This window comes from Solimonas sp. K1W22B-7, assembly GCF_003428335.1.
In the GTDB taxonomy this organism is placed as follows: Bacteria; Pseudomonadota; Gammaproteobacteria; order Nevskiales; family Nevskiaceae; genus Solimonas_A.
This window is the reverse complement of the sequence record NZ_CP031704.1, coordinates 2,803,942-2,824,388: the sequence shown is the minus strand read 5'-3', so window position 1 is coordinate 2,824,388 and position 20,447 is coordinate 2,803,942. Positions and strand designations below refer to the sequence as shown.

Below are 20,447 nucleotides of genomic sequence, written 5' to 3'. Positions count from 1 at the left end.
CCGCAGGATAGCGAAAGGGGGATTCGCGATGAAGCTGGAAGATACGCTGGGCAAGACGATCTCGGACTTCTGCCGCAACGGCTACGTCAACACCGCGGACAATCACTGCGCGCACTTTGTCAGTCACGTGCTGGAGGTGGACAGCGGCTATGACTGTCGCCTGCACACCGGCAAGCCGCATGCGGCTGCCAGCCTGCGGGTGCATGAACTGTTTGCCGGGTGTCCCAAGGTGGGTTTGTTCAAGGATGCTCCTGCGGCCCCCTTCCTGGTGTTCGTCACCGCCAAGGGCAATGTCGACCTGGCGAACCACAGCATGCGCAACGTGCCGCAGAAGCACGTCGGCATCTGCGACGGAACGCATGTCTACAACTACTCCAATACGGATGACCGGGTGGTGCGGCAGACACCACCCGATTTTCTCAAACGCTTCGACGCGGTCTATGACGGCGACCAGGCCCTGTTCTACGGCACGATGCCGCCGGGGGCGAAGCTGCCGGAACGCGCCGGTGCCGGCGCCGGCGCAGCGCCCGCGAGCGTGCCGACGCTTCCTCCCGCACTGGCATCGACCCGGCCCGCCGTCGTCCTGCGCGAGGTGGCGGCGTCGCAAGGCAGCAAGGACTACTTCGCGAAGATCGGTGCCGCGGCCGAGTTCTATGTCGCCCGCAGCATCGGCTACGAGAGCTACAAGGGAATCTATCAACCGACCGCCAAGTGCTACGGTCCGGTCTACAAGGCCCGGGACTACGCCGCGCTGTACGGTCCTGCCGCGGCGCTGGTCGGCGTCATCGCGGTCAGTGAGAGCGGTGGATACTTCAACCGTGTCAACAGCTATGACCGTGCCGCCTTCACCTTCGGGTTCTTCCAGCTGGCGGCGCATACGCCCGACGACAACCTGATCCTGCTGTTCCGCCAGCTGACGGCAAGGCATGCGGGATTTCGCGCGCAGTTCCCCGAACTGGCAGTGCAGGAAGGCCGGCTGCACCGCCGCCTGGATGGGGGCGTCCTGGCAAGCCTGGAACGCGAGTACCCCCGGCCGCAAAAGCCGCAGGAGCTGAACCTCAAGGATTTCATGAACTACCTGAATCCGGACCCGGCGGCGGTCGGGCGGGTAGAGCTGGAGAATGCGGCCCGCCTGGTGCTGCTGGCCAATGGCGATGCTTCCTTCAACGACCTGCAGGTCAACGTCGCCGTCGAGATCAGCATGCGCAAGCTGCGCCGCCTGTACGACCCCTGGTATGGTCTCGATGGTCGTTCCGACCTGGTCTGCACGGCGGTGGCCGACATCCATCACCAGGGACGCGGCAGCAAGACCGAGGTGCGTGCCGCCCTGGGCAAGTCCGGGCTCGTAAAGCAGTTGACGGAACTGTGCCGTATTGGCGCGGGCAGCTATCCCGAGCGTTGCGCCAGCCTGCGCAAGGCGCTGGACAAGGCCAAGGCCGACGGCCTGCTCGGTTCCGCGGTGTTCGATCGGGCCTCCGGGCTGTTCAAGCCATCGACCGGGTGGATCGCCTGAGGCCTTGCCGCAAGCGCCGCCATACTGCATTTGATGGATGAATGCGCCGGCTCCGCGGCGCCACCCTGTGCCCTTCAGCCAGGGAGTCCGGACATGAGCCTGCAGTTGACCTATCCCCGCCAGGGCGCCGTGCTGGTCGCGGGCGGCGGCGGCATTGTCGGGCGCGAGGTGGTGCGGCGTTTCGCCGCCGCCGGTGTGCCGGTCGCCTTCACCTATCTCGGCAATGCCGAAAGAGCGGCAGAGGTCGAGCGCGAGGTGGCGGCCGCCGGCGGCCGCGCGCGCGGACATCGCCTGGACCTGCGCGACTCGGCGGCGACCAAGGAACTGCTGGCGCAGATCGCGGCCGAGCAGGGCGGCCTGCATACGGTGATCTATACCGCCGGGCCGACGCTGGAATTCGCCGCCGTACGCGACCTCGCACCCGAGCGCGCCGAGGCCTTCCTGCTCGGCGATACCCTGTGCTGCTATCGCCTGTTCCACCATGCGCTGCCGCTGCTGTCGGAGCGCGGTGGCAGCTTGGTGGCCTGCGTGACCATGGCCAACCGGCGCGTCATCGACAACGACCTGCTGTCGGCCCTGCCCAAGGCGGCGATCGAGTCGCTGGTGCGGCAGATCGCGGCCGAGGAAGGTCCGCGGCGCATCCGCTGCAACGCCATCGCCCTGGGCTGGATCGGCGGCTGGGCCTCCAGCTACGAGGAAGCCTTCGCGGTCTCCGCGAGTTTCCCGCCGGGCGTGCGCGAGCCGGTGGAGGCGATGCTGAAGCAGATGGTCTCGCTGATCCGCCAGCAGCGTCCGGGCCGACCGCAGGAGGCGGCCGAGACGATCGCTTGGCTGGCCTCGGAGCAGGCGTCCTACGTGACCGGGCAGGTGGTGGCGGTGGACGGCGGCGCAGGCCTGTGAGCCTGCCGCTGCTGGACCTGGCCGATGCCGGCTTCTGGCGCGAGCCGGCGCCGGTGCTGGCCGTACTGCGCGAACAGGGCCGGGTGGCACAGACCGCGGAGGGCACGCGCGCGATCCTGCGCCATGCCGACGTCAGCGAACTGTTGCTGGGTGGCGGCTTCGTCAACGAGGGTATTTCCCTGCTGGAGCGCCGCGGCTTCCGGCCCGGCGACGCGCTCTACGAGTACCGTCGCGAGGCGCTGGGGGCCTTGGGCGGCGAACAGCACCGGCGCCTGCGTGCCCTGGTCGGCAAGGCCCTGGGGCCGGCACAGGCCGAGCCGCTGCGCGCCATCGTGCGCCGGCGCGTCGCTGCCTTGCTGCCGCCGCTGCTGGACCGCGACATCGATGCGCTGGAAACGCTGACCTCGCAACTGCCGCGGCAGGTGATCGGCGAGTACCTCGGCGTCGACGAGCAGGAGCGCCGCAAGGTCGACGCCCTGGTGCGCGAAGGCCAGGCCAAGGCCTTCGGCCGCGAGGTGACGCCGGACATCGTGCGTCGCGCCAACGAGATCTTTGCCGAGCTGTTCGAGTTCGTCGGCACGCAGATCGCGCAACGCCGGCTGGCGCCGCAGAACGACATGCTCGGCCGCCTGCTGGAGGTGGAAGAGGAGCGCCAGGTGCTGAACCCGCGCGAGGTTACGGTGCTGTTCCTCAACCTGTTCATCGGTGCCGTCGAATCCACCGCCAGCGCCCTGTCCAGCGGCCTGCAGTTGCTGGCGCAGCAGCCGGAACTGCTGGACCAATTGCACGCGCAGCCGGCCCTGGTGCCGGCCTTCGTCGAGGAAAACCTGCGGCTGTATCCGCCCAACACCCTGCTGGCCAACAAGGTGGCCGCGCGGGAACTGGAGTTCTGCGGCGTGCGCTTCGCGGCAGGGGAGACCGTGATCGTGCCGATCCCCGCGCCCAACCGGGACCCTGGTGTCTTCGGCAACCCGGACCGTGCCGACCTGCGCCGGCCGGTACAGCGTCACTTCAGCTTCAGCCAGGGCGCGCACTTCTGCCTGGGGCATGCGCTGGCGCGGGCGCAGCTGCAGGAGTTCTTCACCGCCGTGGCCACGGCGGTGCGGCGCGTGGACCTGGCCGAAAGGGTCGAGTGGTTGCCCTTTGTGGCGATCAACAGCCCGCGCGCGCTGCGCCTGCGGCTGCAAGGGCGCTGAGCCGGAAAACCAGCGCGGGCCGCGTCATGAAACCGTCACCGGCACGACGGAAAGCCGGCAGAAGCAGGATTTGTTCCCGCGGCCTGGCCTGATCGGCGCCGCGCCGTCCGTCGGCGATTCGCCACCGCAGGGGGACTGGAGGGGTCGGGGTCGGCAGGCGCTTTTCAGGACGGGCCGTTCCGCCATCCGGATCAGGGGTTTTCCGCCGCGCGGGACCGGTTTCCAGGAAAACCCCGATCCATCCGACGCTTGTAAGACGTGGATTACATTAAATCAGCAAATGCTTACTCTTCATGGGCGAGCAGTGATGGGCCATTGGCCTTCCGGCCAGTCAAAACCCCTACAGCCGATCCCTGACGATATTTCATCTCGTCGCATGTGGATTGTTTGTGACCTGGCGTACCCAACAGGGCTGCGCCAGCACCATGAAGCCTATCTGCCTGAATCCGCTGTATCACCTGCGCCGTGACCTCCGCGTACTGCTGAGCCTGGGATTGTTCGCAGCTGCACTGGGACTGGCGGGCGCGGCGCGGGCTTCGGATGGTCATGTCTACGAGGAGGACGCCAGCCTCTCGGTGGGCGAGGGCGCCGGCGGAGCCACCTATACGCGCAGGCTGAGCCACGAGGGCCACTACGAGGTGCAGGCCAATTTCCGCAGCTTCTCCGGCGACCCGCTGAGCCTGGCCTTCCGCCTTTCGCCGGAGAGCAGCCGCGAGTCGGTACAGGAGTTCGGCGTCTCGGTGCAGGAGCTGGACGCGCTGATGGAAGCCTGCCGCGCACGCAAGAGCTGCGACCAGGAGGAGTTCAACCGCGACACGACACGTTATTACCGGGAGCATGCGCTGCAGTTGAGCCAGGAGCAGGCCGGGCAGACGCCGCGCCTGCGGGTGGACGTGCCCCGCGTGGTGGAGCGAAACCGCGCGCGCGTGAAGCCGGTGGCGGCGGCGCTGCGCCGCCTGGCCGCCGAGCAGGGGCGCGACACCGAGTGGATGATGGAAGCGGCGATGGCCCTGGTGCAGAGCGGCATGGTCTACCGCCAGCCCGCGACATGGGACGGCGGCCGCAAGATCCTCGGCTTCTACCCGCCGCCGCGCGCGCTCGAACGCGGCTACGGCGACTGCGACACCAAGTCCGCGCTGCTCGCCGCGATCCTGCAGAACCTGTCGAACACCCAGTTGGTCGGTGTGCACGTGCCGAAGCACTACCTGCTGGGCATCGCCCGCACGCCGCGCAGCGACCAGGCCTACATCATCCATCGCGGCAGGCCCTTCGTGCTGGTGGAAGCGGCGGGCCCGGCGCCGCGCCGCCCGGGCCAGGTCTCGGAAGCCACCCATACGGCGCTGGTGATGAAGCAGGCGCTGCGCGTCGATCCGATGTTCTGAAAAACAGGTTTTGCGGGGAGTCCCCGCAGCGCATTCAGCCGACGTGACCGGCGGGGTGCGCTGCGGGTTTTTTGCTAGTCGGACTCGCGCAGCTCCTGCATTTCCGCTTCGGCGCTGTAGTTGGGGACCAGTCGCATATCGAGGCTGCTGCTTACCACGACGGGCGGCGTTCCGCCGGTTGCCATGGCGGAACCCGTCACGTCGTACTTGATGAAGTAGACCTGCCCGCCGAGGGTGTCGAGGCTGATCTCCTGCACTTTGCCACCCCAGTCTTGGAAGCCCTTCTTAACCGTGCGCAGGCTGTGGCGGCCCGGCAGGACACGGAAGCTAATGTAGCTGGCGTTCTTGAGGTTCTTCGGTGCCATTCCGTCCATTTGCAGCCGGGCGGTGTAACCCCCCGCGGGAAGGGCCCAGGGACGGTACACATAGATGATCGACTCGTCGATCTGCGCGGCCGGGCCTGACCGGTACTGAGGACCTTTGGCGGACGCGCAGGCGGTTAGTAGAAGCACAAGGGCAAGCAGGCAACTGCGCATCATCTTCGGGTTCTTTCCGGGAAAAGGAGGTGTGGGAGGAAGCATTTGTTTCAGGTGCTTCGCATTCTGCCTTAACCCCATTTCCCGCCGTCCCCCGTTTACAGGATCAACACCCCACGAAACGGAGACTGCGATGCGTTGCCAACCCCTGCTGCTGTCCTTGTCCAGCGCCACCCTGGTGCTGCTCGCCGCCTGCGCCAATACGCAAGGTTCCCGTGATGCCGATGCGGCGGCGGTGGCGCCGCCACCACCGCCTGAACTGCAGGCGCTGGGGGACTTGAGGGGTGATTCCAGCACCTCTGCGGTGTCCGGATCGGTGGCCGGGTTGCCGGCCGCGGAAGCCGACGCCGACGGCGTACTCGATCCGGCCGAGGACGAGCGGATGGAGGCTTATGGCGCGGCGGTGGCGGCGCCCGCTGCGAAGAGGAAGGCCTCGGAGGTCCGCGGCAGGCTGGCCCAGGCACCGTCGTTGATGATGCCGCAGCCGCAGGTCGAAGACCGCGAGAACTACGCGAAGATCGAGGCCAACCCGGTGCGCCTGGTGGCGGAGAACCCGGTGTCCACCTTCAGCATCGACGTGGACACCGGCAGCTACAGCAACGTCCGGCGATTCCTGAACGGCGGCAGCCTGCCGCCGCAGGACGCGGTGCGGGTGGAGGAACTGGTCAACTACTTCGATTACGACGATCCGCTGCCGCGCGACCGCAGCCGGCCGTTCAGCCTGCACACCGAGATTGCGCCGACGCCCTGGAACGCGAAGACCAGGCTGCTGCGCGTGGCGATCCGCGGCTGGCAGCCGAGCGGGCCGCGCCCCGCGTCCAACCTGGTGTTCCTGGTCGATGTCTCCGGTTCCATGGACGAGCCCAACAAGCTGCCGCTGGTGAAGTCCTCGCTCAAGCTGTTGACGCGGCAGCTCGGTGCGCAGGACCGCATCAGCCTGGTGGTCTATGCCGGCGCGTCGGGCGTGGTGCTGGAGCCCACCGCCGGCAACGACACCGCGGCGATCGAGAGCGCGCTGGACCGGCTCAGCGCCGGCGGTTCCACCAACGGCGGCGAGGGGATCCGCCTGGCCTACGCGATGGCGCAGCGCGCCTTCATCCAGGGCGGCAACAACAGGGTCCTGCTGGCCACCGACGGTGATTTCAACGTCGGCACCACCAGCTTCGAGACGCTGGTCGACCTGGTGGAAGAGAAGCGCAAGGGCGGCGTGGCGCTGACCACGCTGGGCTTCGGCGGCGGCAACTACAACGATCGCCTGATGGAGCAGCTGGCCGACGCCGGCAACGGCAACCACGCCTACATCGACACGCTGGCCGAGGCGCAGAAGGCGCTGGTGGACCAGCGCGATGCCACGCTGACGACGATCGCGCGCGACGTGAAGATCCAGCTGGAGTTCAACCCGGCCGTGGTCAGCGAGTACCGCCTGATCGGCTACGAAAACCGCCAGCTGGCGCGCGAGGATTTCAGCAACGACAAGGTCGATGCCGGCGAGATCGGCGCCGGGCACCGCGTCACCGCGCTGTACGAGATCGCGCTGGCAGGCGAGGGCGGCGGGCGGGTGGAACCGCTGCGTTACGGCAGTAAGCGTGCGGGCATGCCGGCCGGCGACGAACTGGGCTTCCTGCGCCTGCGCTACAAGCGTCCGCAGGACGGCATGGATGCGGCGAGCCTGTTGATCGAGCAGCCCTTGCTGCGCCGTGACATTGCCACCAGCCTGGACGGCACCAGCGAGGCTTACCGCCTGTCGGCCGCGGTGGCAGGCTTCGGCCAGCTGCTGCGCGGCGGCCAGTACACCGGCAGCTTCGGCTACACTCAGGTCGAGCGGCTGGCGCGCGATGCGCGGGGCCGCGACAGCCACGGCTACGCAGGCGAGTTCCTGCAGCTGGTCAAGCTGGCGCAGGGCCTTTCCACCGGCCAGGCGCGGGCGCAGATAGGAGAGTAGCGACTGGAAGCCGCAGACAGCGGGCTGGGGCTGGCCGGTACGGCGGCCCCAGCCGGCGACGAAGATCTGATGCTGCAGTACCGGAACGGAAACATGGCCGCGTTCGAAACGCTCTACCGCCGCCACAAGGATCCGCTCTGGCGCTACCTGCTGCGCGGCGCCGAGGATCGCGAGGCCTGCAACGAGATGTTCCAGGACGTGTGGTCCAGCGTGGTCCGCAGCCGTTCTTCCTGGGAACCGCGCGCGCGCTTCACCACCTGGCTGTACACGCTGGCGCACAACCGCCTGGTGGACTACTACCGCCTGCGCAACCTGGCCACCGCGCCCCTGGAAGAAGCCGAGGATGTGGCCGGCCCCGAACACGAGACGCCCGATGCCATGGCGCGCAATGCGCAGCTGCGCAAGCGTCTGCTGGACACGCTGGCGCAGCTGCCGCATGAGCAGCGCGAGGCCTTCCTGCTGAAGGAGGAGGGCGGACTGAGCCTGGAGGAAATCGGGCAGGCCACCGGTGTCGGCCGCGAGACGGTCAAGAGCCGGCTGCGCTATGCACTGGCCAAACTGCGACTGGAGTTGAGCGATGTCTGGCCCTGACCGCAAGGCACCCGACGACCGCGAGCTCGAGGATTTCCTCGAGGGACGCAGCCCGGTGAGCCGCGCCTGGCGCGAGGCCACGCGCGGCGAATCGGCGCCGCCGGAACTGGACTCCGCGGTGCTGGAGATGGCGCGTGAGGAAAGCCGCAAGGCCGCGGAGAATCCGCCTGCGCTTGACCGCTTCCGCGACCGGCGCTGGCCGCTGGCGATGGCGGCGGTGCTGGTGCTGAGCCTCAGCACGCTGCTGACGATCTACGAGGATCCGCGCGCGCGCAAGGACGCGATGATGCTGCCGCCCGAGACTGCGCCGGCGGTGCCCGCCGTGCTGCCGGAAATCGCGGCGCCCGCTGCGGCGCCGGCAGCGATGGCGGAATCTGCGGACGAATCTGCGGCTGCCCCGGCGTCCGCACCGGCGCCGGAACGAAAGGCCGCTGCGGCGGCGGTTGCACGGCAGGACGAGAGGGCGCTCCTGCAGAGCCAGGCGGGCCAGTCCCGGCAGGAGCGTACCGCCAGGGGTGCCGGCAGTGCTGCGCCCTCGGCTCCGGTCGCTGCGGCGGCGCCTGCGGAGTCCGGGGCAATGCGCGATGAACGCGAAGCCGATGCCGCGCCGGAGCCGCCGCCGCCGGCAGCCGTGGTCCCTCCACTGCCTGCACCGGCGGCGGCCAGCGACAAGGCGTCTGCGCCGTCGGCCGACCGGGACGGTGATGGTGTGCCGGAAACCCGGGAACGGCGCGAGGAATATCGTGCGTCGCCGACGCCCAAGGCCAAGGCCCGGGGAGATGCGGGCATGCCGGCCGCGGGCCTGGCGCGACCGCAGGCGGACACCGCGAGCGAGGGCCTGTCGCGCATTCGCCGCCTGCTGGCGGAAGGGCGCGAGGAGGAGGCGCGGCGGGAGTTTGCGATCTGGCGACGCACCTGGCCGCGGGAACCGATTCCGGTGGACCTGAGCTGGTTGGAAGCGCCGTCGCGCTAGGGCCTGTCGTCAATCGAAGTAATTGGCGATGCCATTGGTCTGTTCAGCTAGTCATCAGAAGACCCAGGCCGGATCGATATCCCGTTCGCGGCTTCCACCGGTACGACGGAGTCGGTATGCCTATGCGGGCGGGCTCAGAACGCCTGTCCTCTGCTGTCGCGGCTCCAAGAGCGCGCATCCCTGGGAGTCACAGCCTTCCGCGCGCACGCCCCGTTCCGATGGCACGAAGAAGATCGCCCCGTCGAACATGGGGGCGTTTCCAGGAAGCCGGGCGAGTCGAGGAAGGGCGGGCGCTGATTTCCGACCCGGCGGGTGCTACTCCGGCTTGGGCCGGTTGCCGTTACTTTCAGCGTTGGCCTTCAGGTCTGCCACGACGTAGAGCTTGGACAGGGCATCAACGATTCGTGCACCGAAGTATCGTTCGCCTGCCGGGCTCCAATGGTCGCCGTCCCGCCAGTACACAGCACGACAGGTGTACAGATCGCGACGCTCGTCGAACTGCAGGGCTTCCACCTGAGAAACGTAGGTGATGCCCTTTTCCGCAAGAGGGCGCAGGGCGAGCGCCCGGTCGAGCGCGAGGTAGCCTTCCCGGACGCCCGGCTTGATTCGCGCCTGTGAAAGGTCGCAGCGCATCGCAAGTTTGCGTAGCCGTTCTCCTGACAGGTGAGGCTCGATGGGTGCGCCGAGCCAGAGCACCGGGATCCGCGATTGGGCGAGTTGTGTCAGATAGCGCTCAGGTATCGCTATCGCATCTTCGTTCGGTGTCCAGGTTTCGACCGAAGTGGCGGCCAGGGTTCGACGGGTTGCGGGACGACTCTGGGAATCCTTCAGCAGGTAAAAGCCTGCTTGTGTATAGATGACCGTCCGAATCATCGCGCTGTGAGTGTGCGCGAATTTCATGAATCGCTCGTACGGACACTGCTCGGATAGATTATGGGGGCGGCACCCGCCGCTGCTCAGGCTTACGACAAACGGATGCTCGCTGTTGCCAAGTAGCGAGCGATAGAGGTTCTGGCCATGCGAGTCGCCGAGGATGACGAAGGCAGGCCCGAGGCGAGCGAAGCAGTCGGTTAGCCGCTTTTCGGTGCCCTTGTCGAAACGCGCGCTGCTAAAACGGCAGTGTGTCGTACCGATCGGGTAGTTGAGTTTGGATAAGCTGCGGTACACGCTCTGCTGAGCTGGGTCGAGCCGGTCCAGATAAGCCGTTTCGAAGCCTTTCGTGCGATGCCCGGCCACCGCGAAGGCAAGCAGCCCGATAGTGCCGAGGGCGACCACGGGCAGAAATACCCGAGTGGGAACTTGTACAGGATCGCGGAAAGGCTTTTCCAGGTATCGCCAAGATAGGAAGCCAAGCACCACCGACCCTCCGGCCAGGCCGTATAGCGTGAGCCCGTCCGGGGCGTCTATCAGGAGGTGCCGTGCGAACGCGAATACCGGGTAGTGCCAGAGGTAGATGCTGTAGCTGCACAGTCCCACCAAGACTAGCGGCCGAGCGGCAAGAAGCCTCGCAGCTAGGGTGCTCTCGTTCGCGAACCTTAGGAGGAGTACGGTGCCTGCGATTGCCGGAAGAGCCGGAGTGCCAGGCCCATTACTTCCGGTGCCTATAGTCAGGGTCAGAACCAATATGAGCAGGCCGGTCATCGATGCAAGCTCGGCCTGCCGATGCCGCGTATCCGCAGGGTCTGGTGCCAATTCGATCCAGGCGATCGCGGCGCCGGCCAGCAGTTCCCATGCTCGCCCGAATGGAAGGAAAAAGGTGGCTCCGGGCCGGAAGTGGCTGAGGACGGCAGCGACGATGAAGCTTGAGGCCAGCAGCAGACAGATCAATGGGAGACGCTTCCTCTGTGCCAGTCTCGTTACGATGATCAGCAGCAGCGGCCAGAGCAGGTAGAACTGCTCTTCGATGGCTAGGCTCCAAGTATGGATCAGGGGCTTGAGTTCGTTGACCTGGGCAAAGTAGCCATTCTGTTTCCAGAAAACCACGTTGGAGTAGAACAGGGTCGCGCCTGCTAGAGTGCTGCAGAACTCTAGCAGGGCCGTAGGAATCAAAAGGAACCAGGCCGATACCGCGCTGCAGAGCAGGACGAGATATAGGGCGGGCAGGATTCTGCGTGCCCGCCGCAGGTAAAAGTCGGCGAGATTCAGCCTCCCGGCCTGATGTCGCACCAGGAGCAAACGGGTGATGAGGTAGCCGCTGATGACGAAGAAAACGTCAACTCCCCAGAAACCGCCGCTGAATCCCGGGACTTCGGCGTGAAAGAAAAGGACCGAAAGCACCGATAGGGCACGCAGGCCATCAATTTCCGGTCTATAGCGGATGAGGTGTTCGGTTTGGGACATCCAGTCGTTGTTCCTGACTTTTCCCGCCCCTCAGAACGCCTGGCCGCTGCTGCCGCGGCTGTCCGGCCCCAGCAGCCACAACAGCTGCGGCGTGGCGCTGTCGGCGGTGGGCAGGTTGCCGGTGACTTCGCCCGGATAGCCCTTCAGGCGCAGGCCGGTGCGCAGCGGCGGCGGGCAGAAACTGTTGAAGCGCAGCTGCGGCCGGTCGGCCGTCTCCAGCGCCCAGGCACGCGACAGGTTTTCCAGGCCGGCCTTGGCGACGCCGTAGGCACCGTGAAAGGCCTTGGGCTCGCGGCCGGAGAGATCGCTGCAGAACACCACCGAGGCATCCGGGCTCTGCTCCAGCAGCGGCAGGCACTGGCTGGTGATGGCAAAGGCGGCGGTGAGGTTCACCTGCAGGCTTTCGATCCACTCGCGCGGCTCGATGTCCTGCAGGCGCGAGAAAGCCTTGAAGTGCGCAGCGCAGTGCAGGACGCCGTCGAGCCGGCCGAACTCGCGCGACAACGTCGCGCTCAGTTCGCCATGATCGTTCCAGCTGGCGCCGCCGAGGTTCATCGGGTAGATCGCCGGCTTGCGGCCGCCGGCCTGTTCGATCGCGTCGTAGGTCGCTTCCAGCTTCTTGACCGTGCGGCCCAGCAGCACCACGGTGGCGCCGTGCCGGGCGCAGGCCACCGCGGCAGCCTTGCCGAGGCCGTCGCCGGCACCGGTGATGAGGATGACGCGGTCGTTGAGCAGGCCCGCAGCGGGCTGGTAGTTTTCAGGCAGCATCGAAAATCGTTGGAAGGAAGAAAGGTTCAGGAACCGCCGAGCCAGCGCTCGACGTCTTCGGGGCTCATGCGCGGCTTCACCGCCAGTCCCTCGAGGTAGGCGATGTCGCGGGCTTCGGCCAGCGTGCGCAACTCAGGGGTGTCGATGCCGCCCAGCACAATCGTCTGGCGCTGGTGGTGCAGCACATTGAGCAGGGCGTCGAAGGCCTCGCGCATCGGCACCTCCGCCAGTGCGCGCTGCAGCGGCAGCGGCGACACGCGGGCCTCGTTGACCGGGAAGTACAGCGAGGTCAGCGCCGAGCTGCCGGGCTGGCCGGCGCCGTTGACGCAGAGATTCACCCCGGCCCCACGCAGCGTTGCGATCTGGCTGCGGGCATGGCTGCCGCCGGCGATCAGCGCCGCTTCGGTCACTTCCAGCGTCAACGCGGTGGCGGGCAGATCATGCGAGCCCAGCAGGCGCGTCACCATGTCGGCCAGCGCCAGTTGGCGCAGCGCCGCGTCGGGGATGCGTACCACCAGGCCCAGCGACGGCTGGCCCTGGCCACGCCACTGCGCCAGCCGCGCCAGGCCCTCGCGGAACTGCCACAGCGTCAGCGAGTGGACCAGACTCAGGCGGTCGGGCAGGTTGAGGAACTCGGTTTCCTCCAGTCGCCCCTGCCGTGGGTGATTCCAGTACGGCATCAGGCGCAGGCGCGGCGGCAGTTCCGCCTGCCGCGGCTGCTGCAGCATGTAGTCGTCGGCCAGGCCATCGTTGTACAGCGCCGCGTGCAGCTCGGCGATGCGGCGCGGGCGCGCGCTGCGCGCGTCGTCCATCTCCGGCTCGTAGACGCGGTAGTCGCGCTGGTCGCCGGCGGCGGCGTACTTGGCGATCTCGGCGTGGCGGATCAGGGTCTCGGCGTCGTCGCCGTGCTCCGGTGCGAGGGCGATGCCGACGCTGACGCGCAGGCCCAGGCTCTGGCGGCCGACGGTGACCGGCGTATCCAGCGCGAACTGCAGGCGGCTGGCGAAGCGGCGCGCCTCGGACTCGTCGCTGACCTGCGGCAGCAGGATGCCGAAGTCGTCATGGCCGAAGTGCGCAAGGATGTCGTTCTCGCCGAGCACGCTCTTGAGCCGCTCGGTGAGCTGGTTGACCAGGGCATAGGACGCATCGCGCCCTTGCGACTGCTCGGTTTCGTGGTACTGCTCGCTGGCCAGCGTCATCACCGCCACCGGCATGCCATGCACGCGCCGCCGTGTCAGGGCGCGGCCGATCAGGCTGATGAAGGCGTGGCGGTTGGGCAGGCCCAGGGTGTGGCCTTCCACCGGCGAGCGTTCCAGCTCGTGCTGCAGGATCGTGGTCTGTTCGCGCAGCGCGGAGGTTTCGTCGAGCAGCATCGCGCTGGCCTGGTAGGACAGCACCGTGCCGATGTACTGGCCCCAGATCAGGAAGGCCAGCGGCATGATGTCGAGCAGCCACAGCGCCGGGTTTTCGGCATGCACGCGCGTCAGGGAGGCCCACTCGGTGTCGCCGTGTGCGGCACGCGCCGCCAGCAGCGTGGCGGCCAGGATCGCCAGGATCGCCAGGCCCAGTCCGTACCAGGCATAGCGGTTGGTCTTGCTGCGCAGCAGGCCGGCAGCGCTGTTCAGGCCGTCCAGGCGCCTGTCCTGTCCCAGCGGTCGGTTCTGCGGCTTGTTCATAGCCAGCCCTGAAGCTCCTCCGGCGTGCGCAGGATCGCGTCCGCTCCCCAGCCCTCGATCGGGCCGCCCTCGCCAAGATAACCCCAATCGGCGGCGATCGTCCGCATGCCCGCCGCCCGTCCGGCGTCGATGTCGCGCCGGTCGTCACCGACGTAGACGCAGTCGGTGGGGGCGAGGCCGAGCATTTCGCAAGCCTTGTAGAGCGAGTCCGGCGCCGGCTTGGGCCGGGCCACCTCGTCGGCGCTCACCGTGACGGCGGAGCGGCTGTCCAGGCCCAGTTCCGCCATCAGCGGACGGGTCAGCCAGGCCGGCTTGTTGGTCACCACGCCCCAACGGATGCCGCTGCGCTCCATCGCGCGCAGGGCCTCGTCCATCTGCGGGAACAGGCAGGAAGCCCGGCTCAGATTGGCGCGGTAGTGATCGAGGAAGACATCGCGATGGCGCGGGAAGTCCGGGTGCTCGGGGCCGATGCCCAGGGCCTTGCCGAGCAGGCCGCGCGCGCCGGCCGAGGCCACCGGGCGGTAGTCCGCCAGCGGCAGCGGTGCCTGGCCCAGCGATTCGCGTACGAAGTTGGCGGCGTGGCCGAGGTCGGGAGCCGTGTCCACCAGGGTGCCGTCGAGGTCGAACAGCATGCAGCGCAGCGTCATGCGGGTTTCCGGCAGTGCATGAAGTAGTTCACGTCGATGTCCTTGCCCATGGTCGCGGTCTTGAGCAGCGGGTTGTAGCGCATGCCCTTGATCTCCAGCGTCTCCAGGCCCGCGGCCCGCGCCCAGCCGTCCAGTTCCGAGGGGCGGATGAACTTGGCGTAGTCGTGCGTGCCGCGCGGCACCAGGTTGAGCAGGTATTCGGCGCCGACGATCGCCAGCGCGAAGGACTTGGGATTGCGGTTGATGGTGGAGAACACCAGCGTGGCACCGGGCTTGGCCAGCGCGGCGCAGGCGGCGATCACCGACTCCGGCGCCGGCACGTGCTCCAGCATCTCCATGCAGCAGACCAGGTCGAAAGTGCCGGGCAGCTCGCGCGCCAGCTCCTCGGCGGGAATGCGGCGGTACTCGGCCTTCACGCCGGACTCCAGGCCATGCAGGCGCGCCACTTCCAGTGCGTCTTCGGCCATGTCGATGCCGAGGGTCTCGGCGCCGCGCTGGGCCAGGCCCTCGGTCAGCAGGCCGGCGCCGCAGCCGACGTCGACGGCGCGCTTGCCCTTGAGGCCGCCGGCGCAAGCTTCGATGTAGCGCAGCCGCGGTGGATTGATGTGATGCAGCGCGGCCATCTCGCCGCGCGGATCCCACCAGCTGGCGGCGAGGCGGTCGAAGTTGGCGATTTCACGCTTGTCGACGTTGGGATTCATTGTCTTTTCTCAGTCCGCAAATGAACGCGAATGAACGCGAATACAGGAAAACCTCTTGTTGCGGTATTTGCGTTGATTGGCGTTCATTTGCGGACGGCCTGTCTGGGCTTTCAAGGCTTGATCTTCTGCTGCCATTCCTGCGCGCGGGCGAGGATCGCGGCCTCGTCCAGCGTCAGCAGCTGGCGCTCGCGCATCAGCGGACGGCCGGCGACGTAGCTGTGGGTGATCTGGTCGCGGCCGGCGGCATAGGCCAGCTGCGACAGGACGTTGTAGACCGGTTGCGTCGCCGGGGCCGACAGGTCCACCGCGATGAAGTCGGCGGACTTGCCCGGCACCAGCGAGCCGGTGATGCCGTCCACGCCCAGGGCGCGGGCGCCGCCCAGCGTCGCCAGGTGCAGGGCCTGCGGTGCCGGCAGCGTGCTGGCGTTGCCGGACACGGCCTTGGCCAGCAGCGCGGCGGTGCGCAGTTCGCCCAGCAGGTCCAGGTCGTTGTTGCTGGCGGCACCGTCGGTGCCAATGGCGACGTTGACGCCGGCGGCCAGCAGCTTGCCCACCGGCGCGAAGCCGCTGGCCAGCTTGAGGTTGGATTCCGGGCAGTGCGCCACGTGCACGCCAAACTCGGCCGCCTCGGCGATCTCCTGGTCGGTGAGCTGGGTCATGTGCACGGCGATGAAGTCCGGGCCCAGCAGTTCCAGTTCCTTGAGGCGCTGCCAGGGACGCTTGCCGCTGGCCTGCACCGCCATCTCCACTTCGCCGGCGGTCTCGTGCACGTGCATGTGGATGCCGTTGCCCAGCTCGGTGGCGTACTTGCGCACTTCCAGCAGCGGCTTGTCGGACACGGTGTAGGGCGCGTGCGGCGCGAACACCGTGCGCAGCAGCGGGTTGCCGCGCACCGAGTCGTGCACCGCCAGGCCCTTGTGCAGGTACTCGTCGGGGCCGCTGGCCCAGGCGGTGGGGAAGTCGATCATGATCAGGCCGATGGTGGCCCGCATGCCGGACTCCGCCGCGACCTGCGCGCTGGCGTCCGGGAAGAAGTACATGTCGTTGAAGTACGTGGTGCCGCTGCGGATCATCTCGCAGCAGGCCAGGCGGATGCCGTCGACGCAGAACTCGCGGCTGGCATGCGCGCCCTCGGCCGGCCAGATGTGGTTCTGCAGCCAGTCCATCAGCGGCAGGTCGTCGGCGATGCCGCGCAGCAGGGTCATCGCCGAGTGGGCATGGATGTTGACCAGGCCCGGCATGACGGCGTGGCGCGGCAGCTCCAGCACCTCGGTGGCGCGGATCGCGCGGGCCTCGGCGGCGGGCAGCAGCTGCGCGATGCGGCCATCGCGGACCACCAGGGCGTGATGCTCCAGCACGGTCCCGGCGGGTTCGACGGTCACGAGCCAGCGAGGGAAGACCAGCAGGTCGGCAGTCTGCATAGCGGTATCGCAATGGGGAAGGGGATAGAATCGCCCGCCATTCTACCTTCGCGGAGCGTTTCGATGTCCGGTCACGTCCTGCCCATCGTCTGGGCCGATCCTGTCCTGCGCCTGCTGGACCAGCGCGTGCTGCCGCATGAGCTGTCCTACCTCGACTGCCAGAGCGCCGAGGATGTCGCCAGTGCGATCCACGGCATGGCGGTGCGCGGCGCCCCGGCGATCGGCATCGCCGCCGCCTACGGCCTGGTCCTGGCCGTGAACCGCGACCCGCAGTCCTTCGACACGGCCTTCCGCGTGCTGGCCGAGTCGCGCCCCACGGCGGTCAACCTGCGCTGGGCGCTGGAGCGCATGCGCGAGGTCTGGCGCCGCACCCCGGATGCCGCGGCGCTGCTGGCCGAGGCCATCGCCATCCATGAAGAGGACTTGGCGCAGAACCTGAAGATCGGCGCCTACGGTGCCGCCCTGCTGGGTCAGGGCGCCAAGGTGGTGACCCATTGCAACACCGGCGCCCTGGCCACCGGCGGCCATGGCACCGCCCTGGGCGTGATCCGCAGCGCCTGGGCCGCCGGCCACCTGGCGCAGGTCTTCAACACCGAGACCCGGCCCTGGCTGCAGGGTGCACGCTTGACCGCCTGGGAGCTGCAGCAGGAAGGCATCCCGGCCAAGCTGGTGGCCGACGGCGCCGTGGCGCACCTGATGACCCGCGAGAAGATCGACTGGGTGATCGTCGGCGCCGACCGCATCGCCGCCAACGGCGACACCGCCAACAAGATCGGCACCTATGCGCTGGCGGTGGCCGCCAGGCGCCACGGCGTGAAGTTCATGGTCGCCGCCCCCAGCGGCACCTTCGACCTGCATTGCCCCAGCGGCCAGGCCATCCCCATCGAGGAGCGCACCCCGCGCGAGCTGACCGAGTTCCGCGGCGAGCCGGTGGCGCCGCTGGGCTACGACGCCTTCAACCCGGTGTTCGACGTCACCCCGGCCGAACTGATCGACGCCATCGTCTGCGAGCGCGGCGTGATCAGCCCGGTGAACGAGGCGGCGGTGCGGGCGCTGTTGGGTTGAAGAAAGGTTTGTCCCCTCTCCCGCTTGCGGGAGAGGGGTAGGGGAGAGGGTTTCTGTAAATCTGGCATTGACTAACTATCGGCAGATTTACAGCAACCCTCTCCCGCCCTCCGGGCACCCTCTCCCGCAAGCGGGAGAGGGGACAGAAGACACCGGATAAGCTAAGTCCATTTCGTTCCGATCCAGCGGCCCGATCTGCCCTACAATCCCGCCCCATGACCGTCGCCCCCACGCCCAGCCTGCACCACCTGCGCACCCCGCGCCGGGCGGCTGTGCTGTGGCTGCTGCTGGCGGTGCTGTTCGCCCGCGGCCTGGTCGCGCCGGGCTTCATGCCGCAGTTCGGTGCCGGCGGCGTCGGTATCGTGCTGTGTACCCCACAGGGTCCCAAGACCCTGTGGAAGACCGACGAAACTCCCGCCGGCCAGCATGCCGTCGGCGAGCAATGCGCCTTCGGTCTTGCCCTGGGCATGGCCGGCCTGGCGGCCGCCGCGCCCCTGCTGGACCTTGCACTCGCGCCGCTGCGGGTCGTTGTCCGGCCGCAGGCTGCTGTCACGCCGCGCCGCGAGCGCGGAACCTCGGCCCGCGGCCCTCCCTCGTATTCCTGAAGTCGCCCGTTTGCCCGCGCGCGCCCGGCGCCGCGGTCCCGACTTGAGCGGCCGTCCACGGCCGTGTTCCAGGAGTTCACGAGATGTCCTTGCGTCTTTCGCAGGCCCGGCCGCTGGCCGCGCTCGCTTTGTTGCTGCCCTTCACGCTGTCCGCCCACGAGGTTTCCGAACCCGGTGTGGTGGTTCTCGAGCCGGTCACGGTCACCGGCGAGCGCGCCGGTTCGCCCACCGCGCCCACGGTCCGCCAGGCCCATGACCGGATCGAGCAGACGCCGGGCGGTGTCGACCTGGTCTCCAGCGAGGAATTCCAGGATCGCTACACGCGCAACCTGCGCGACATGCTGCGCGACACCCCGGGCGTGTTCGCCCAGACCCGTTTCGCCGAGGAAGTGCGCATCTCGATCCGCGGCTCGGGCCTGAGCCGCAGCAACCACCTGCGCGGCATCCTGCTGCTGCAGGACGGCATTCCCGTGAACCTGCCGGACGGCTTCGGCGACTTCCAGGAAGTGGACCCGCTGAACCTGCGCTACGTCGAGGTCTACAAGGGCGGCAACGGCCTGCGCTACGGCAGTTCGGCGCTGGGCGGTGCGATCAACGCCGTCAGTCCCACCGGCCGCACCGCGGTGCAGGAGAACCTGCTGCGCCTGGAAGGCGGCAGCTTCGGCAGCTTCCGCGAGCATGTCGCGGTGGCGCGTGCCGGCGACAAGTGGGATGTCTACGCCGGCCTCACCGCCAACCAGTCCGAGGGCTTCCGCGACCAGAGCGAAACCGACAACCGCCGTTTCAACGGCAACGTCGGCTATCGCCTCGGCGAGCAGGCGGAGACGCGCTTCTACCTCAACGTCAACGACATCAACCAGGAAATCCCCGGCACCCTCGGCTACGACGCCGCGCTGAAGAACCCGCGCACGGTGCTACCGACCGCCAACAGCTTCGACACCGGCCGCAACGTCGAGTCGCTGCGCCTGGCCAACCGCAGCAGCCTGCCGCTGGCCGGCGGCCAGCTCGAAACCGGTGGTTACTACTTCCACAAGAAGCTCTACCACCCGATCACCGGCATCGTGATCGACCAGCAGGGCGACTTCTTCGGTGCCTTCGCACAGTGGGCGGGCGAGGGCACGCTGCTGGGCCGCCGCAACGAGCTGACGCTGGGCAGCCGTATCGGCGCCGGCCACAACGACGCCAAGGTCTTCGCCAGTCTCGGTGGCGACCGCGGCGCGCAGACCGCCGACGCCGACGAGGAAGCGGCCGAGTACAACCTCTACGCCGAGAACCGCCTGTGGCTGACCCCGGCGCTGGCCCTGGTCGGCGGCCTGCAGGGCGTGCTGGCCGAGCGCGACTACAGCGACAACCGCAACGCGGCGGAGTCGGCCGAGCGCGAGTACAAGGGCCTCAATCCCAAGCTGGGCCTGCTCTACACGCTGCAGTCGAAGGCGCAGCTGTTCGCCAATGTCAGCCGCAGCTACGAGCCGCCGATTTTCGGCGACCTCAACCAGAACTCCACGGTTCAAAGCTGCGCCGGCACTGGCGTCGGCGGCTTCGCCGACCTGGACGCGCAGAAGGCCTGGACCGCGGAACTGGGCACGCGCGGCACGCAGGGCCGCTGGGCCTGGGACCTGTCGGTCTACCGCGCCGAGATCCGCGACGAGGTGCTGCAGCGCGCCTGCTCGCCGACCAACGCGATCCAGTTCAACGCCGGCGATACGATCCACCAGGGCGTCGAGGCCGGGCTGGCCTACAAGCTGCTGAAGGACGTGGCGCGGGCGGGCGATTCGCTGACCCTGCAGCAGGTCTACACCTACGCCGACTTCCGCTTCGACGGCGATCCGACCTACGGCGACAACCGCCTGGCCGGCCAGCCGCGGCACTACTACACCGCCGAGCTGCGCTACGACCACCCGGCGGGCTTTCACGTCGAGGCCGGCATCGAGCGCTCGCCCTCGGGGCTGACGGTGGACTACGCCAACACCCTGGAGGCGCCGGGCTTCACCACCTGGAATCTCGGAGGCGGTGTCGAGCTGTCGCATGGCCTGAGCCTGTTCATCGAGGGCCGCAACCTGTCCGACGAGCGCTACATCAGCAGCGTCTCGGCCACCACCGACTACAGCACGGCGACCAGCCGCAACCTGTTCTACCCGGGTGAGGGCAGGGCGGTGTACGGCGGCCTGCGCTGGGCCTGGTGAGGTGACGG

Annotated in this window: 17 protein-coding genes; 10 read left to right on the top strand and 7 right to left on the bottom strand. The window is 68.1% G+C overall.

Features of this window, described 5'->3' with window-relative positions; all coding sequences use genetic code 11:
• The first annotated feature begins 28 nt into the window (after window positions 1-28).
• From D0B54_RS12825 to D0B54_RS12810, 4 genes are all read left to right on the top strand, one after another.
• Window positions 29-1,513: a hypothetical protein gene (locus D0B54_RS12825; RefSeq protein ID WP_117291713.1), complete on the top strand. Its 1,485-nt coding sequence runs from the start codon at window positions 29-31 to the stop codon at window positions 1,511-1,513.
• Between the two features lie 93 nt (window positions 1,514-1,606).
• A complete protein-coding gene (locus D0B54_RS12820) occupies window positions 1,607-2,413 on the top strand; it encodes an SDR family NAD(P)-dependent oxidoreductase (RefSeq protein WP_162932389.1) in 807 nt (268 codons plus the stop codon).
• A complete protein-coding gene (locus D0B54_RS12815; RefSeq protein ID WP_162932388.1) occupies window positions 2,410-3,609 on the top strand; it encodes a cytochrome P450 in 1,200 nt (399 codons plus the stop codon). Before D0B54_RS12820 ends, D0B54_RS12815 begins: the two co-directional genes overlap by 4 nt.
• Window positions 3,610-4,034: 425 nt before the next feature.
• Entirely contained in the window at window positions 4,035-4,991 is a 957-nt protein-coding gene (locus D0B54_RS12810) for a hypothetical protein (protein WP_162932387.1), read from the top strand.
• Window positions 4,992-5,065: 74 nt separating this feature from the next.
• Here the strand turns inward: D0B54_RS12810 and D0B54_RS12805 are convergent, their stop codons facing one another.
• On the bottom strand, window positions 5,066-5,701 hold the full coding sequence (locus D0B54_RS12805; protein WP_162932386.1) for a DUF2846 domain-containing protein: 636 nt from the start codon (window positions 5,699-5,701) through the stop codon (window positions 5,066-5,068).
• Here D0B54_RS12805 and D0B54_RS12800 point away from each other — a divergent pair.
• From D0B54_RS12800 to D0B54_RS12790, 3 genes are all read left to right on the top strand, one after another.
• On the top strand, window positions 5,661-7,469 hold the full coding sequence (locus tag D0B54_RS12800) for a vWA domain-containing protein (RefSeq protein WP_117291708.1): 1,809 nt from the start codon (window positions 5,661-5,663) through the stop codon (window positions 7,467-7,469). The two genes, D0B54_RS12805 and D0B54_RS12800, sit on opposite strands and share 41 nt — an antisense overlap.
• Before the next feature lie 69 nt (window positions 7,470-7,538).
• Window positions 7,539-8,060: an RNA polymerase sigma factor gene (locus D0B54_RS12795; RefSeq protein WP_117291707.1), complete on the top strand. Its 522-nt coding sequence runs from the start codon at window positions 7,539-7,541 to the stop codon at window positions 8,058-8,060.
• Complete coding sequence (locus tag D0B54_RS12790; RefSeq protein WP_117291706.1) at window positions 8,047-9,033, top strand: hypothetical protein; 987 nt, start codon at window positions 8,047-8,049, stop codon at window positions 9,031-9,033. The genes D0B54_RS12795 and D0B54_RS12790 overlap by 14 nt, the downstream gene beginning before the upstream one ends.
• A gap of 315 nt (window positions 9,034-9,348) precedes the next feature.
• Here D0B54_RS12790 and D0B54_RS12785 read toward each other — a convergent pair whose 3' ends face one another.
• The 6 genes from D0B54_RS12785 to D0B54_RS12760 form a co-directional block, all read right to left on the bottom strand.
• Window positions 9,349-11,373 (bottom strand): acyltransferase family protein, encoded by a 2,025-nt coding sequence (locus D0B54_RS12785; RefSeq protein WP_117291705.1) that lies wholly within the window; start codon window positions 11,371-11,373, stop codon window positions 9,349-9,351.
• A 30-nt stretch (window positions 11,374-11,403) separates the two neighbouring features.
• Window positions 11,404-12,141, bottom strand: a complete 738-nt coding sequence (locus D0B54_RS12780; RefSeq protein WP_117291704.1) for an SDR family NAD(P)-dependent oxidoreductase — start codon at window positions 12,139-12,141, stop codon at window positions 11,404-11,406.
• Window positions 12,142-12,167: 26 nt separating this feature from the next.
• Window positions 12,168-13,817, bottom strand: a complete 1,650-nt coding sequence (locus tag D0B54_RS12775) for an EAL domain-containing protein (protein ID WP_117291703.1) — start codon at window positions 13,815-13,817, stop codon at window positions 12,168-12,170.
• Window positions 13,814-14,464: an HAD family hydrolase gene (locus tag D0B54_RS12770; protein ID WP_117291702.1), complete on the bottom strand. Its 651-nt coding sequence runs from the start codon at window positions 14,462-14,464 to the stop codon at window positions 13,814-13,816. Before D0B54_RS12770 ends, D0B54_RS12775 begins: the two co-directional genes overlap by 4 nt.
• Window positions 14,461-15,165, bottom strand: a complete 705-nt coding sequence (gene ubiG / locus D0B54_RS12765) for a bifunctional 2-polyprenyl-6-hydroxyphenol methylase/3-demethylubiquinol 3-O-methyltransferase UbiG (protein ID WP_117291701.1) — start codon at window positions 15,163-15,165, stop codon at window positions 14,461-14,463. The genes D0B54_RS12770 and ubiG overlap by 4 nt, the downstream gene beginning before the upstream one ends.
• A 110-nt stretch (window positions 15,166-15,275) precedes the next feature.
• The gene (locus tag D0B54_RS12760; RefSeq protein WP_117291700.1) at window positions 15,276-16,586 is read right to left on the bottom strand and encodes a TRZ/ATZ family hydrolase; all 1,311 of its coding nucleotides are present in this window, start codon (window positions 16,584-16,586) and stop codon (window positions 15,276-15,278) included.
• Between the two features lie 63 nt (window positions 16,587-16,649).
• Here D0B54_RS12760 and mtnA point away from each other — a divergent pair, with 63 nt between their 5' ends.
• From mtnA to D0B54_RS12745, 3 genes are all read left to right on the top strand, one after another.
• Complete coding sequence (gene mtnA / locus D0B54_RS12755) at window positions 16,650-17,651, top strand: S-methyl-5-thioribose-1-phosphate isomerase (RefSeq protein WP_117291699.1); 1,002 nt, start codon at window positions 16,650-16,652, stop codon at window positions 17,649-17,651.
• A gap of 215 nt (window positions 17,652-17,866) precedes the next feature.
• Window positions 17,867-18,256, top strand: coding sequence for a hypothetical protein (locus D0B54_RS12750; protein WP_117291698.1), 390 nt, complete (start codon window positions 17,867-17,869; stop codon window positions 18,254-18,256).
• An 83-nt stretch (window positions 18,257-18,339) separates the two neighbouring features.
• Entirely contained in the window at window positions 18,340-20,439 is a 2,100-nt protein-coding gene (locus D0B54_RS12745) for a TonB-dependent receptor family protein (protein ID WP_117291697.1), read from the top strand.
• The last annotated feature ends 8 nt before the right edge of the window (window positions 20,440-20,447 follow it).

Bases quoted from the DNA above. Each gene is read 5' to 3' on its own strand.
- D0B54_RS12770 (WP_117291702.1), bottom strand. From the start codon at position 14,464: ATGACGCTGCGCTGCATGCTGTTCGACCTCGACGGCACCCTGGTGGAC.
- D0B54_RS12775 (WP_117291703.1), bottom strand. From the start codon at position 13,817: ATGAACAAGCCGCAGAACCGACCGCTGGGACAGGACAGGCGCCTGGAC.
- D0B54_RS12795 (WP_117291707.1), top strand. From the start codon at position 7,539: ATGCTGCAGTACCGGAACGGAAACATGGCCGCGTTCGAAACGCTCTAC.
- D0B54_RS12750 (WP_117291698.1), top strand. From the start codon at position 17,867: ATGACCGTCGCCCCCACGCCCAGCCTGCACCACCTGCGCACCCCGCGC.
- D0B54_RS12820 (WP_162932389.1), top strand. From the start codon at position 1,607: ATGAGCCTGCAGTTGACCTATCCCCGCCAGGGCGCCGTGCTGGTCGCG.
- D0B54_RS12790 (WP_117291706.1), top strand. From the start codon at position 8,047: ATGTCTGGCCCTGACCGCAAGGCACCCGACGACCGCGAGCTCGAGGAT.
- D0B54_RS12785 (WP_117291705.1), bottom strand. From the start codon at position 11,373: ATGTCCCAAACCGAACACCTCATCCGCTATAGACCGGAAATTGATGGC.
- D0B54_RS12800 (WP_117291708.1), top strand. From the start codon at position 5,661: ATGCGTTGCCAACCCCTGCTGCTGTCCTTGTCCAGCGCCACCCTGGTG.
- D0B54_RS12745 (WP_117291697.1), top strand. From the start codon at position 18,340: ATGTCCTTGCGTCTTTCGCAGGCCCGGCCGCTGGCCGCGCTCGCTTTG.
- ubiG (WP_117291701.1), bottom strand. From the start codon at position 15,165: ATGAATCCCAACGTCGACAAGCGTGAAATCGCCAACTTCGACCGCCTC.
- D0B54_RS12780 (WP_117291704.1), bottom strand. From the start codon at position 12,141: ATGCTGCCTGAAAACTACCAGCCCGCTGCGGGCCTGCTCAACGACCGC.
- D0B54_RS12760 (WP_117291700.1), bottom strand. From the start codon at position 16,586: ATGCAGACTGCCGACCTGCTGGTCTTCCCTCGCTGGCTCGTGACCGTC.
- D0B54_RS12825 (WP_117291713.1), top strand. From the start codon at position 29: ATGAAGCTGGAAGATACGCTGGGCAAGACGATCTCGGACTTCTGCCGC.
- D0B54_RS12810 (WP_162932387.1), top strand. From the start codon at position 4,035: ATGAAGCCTATCTGCCTGAATCCGCTGTATCACCTGCGCCGTGACCTC.
- mtnA (WP_117291699.1), top strand. From the start codon at position 16,650: ATGTCCGGTCACGTCCTGCCCATCGTCTGGGCCGATCCTGTCCTGCGC.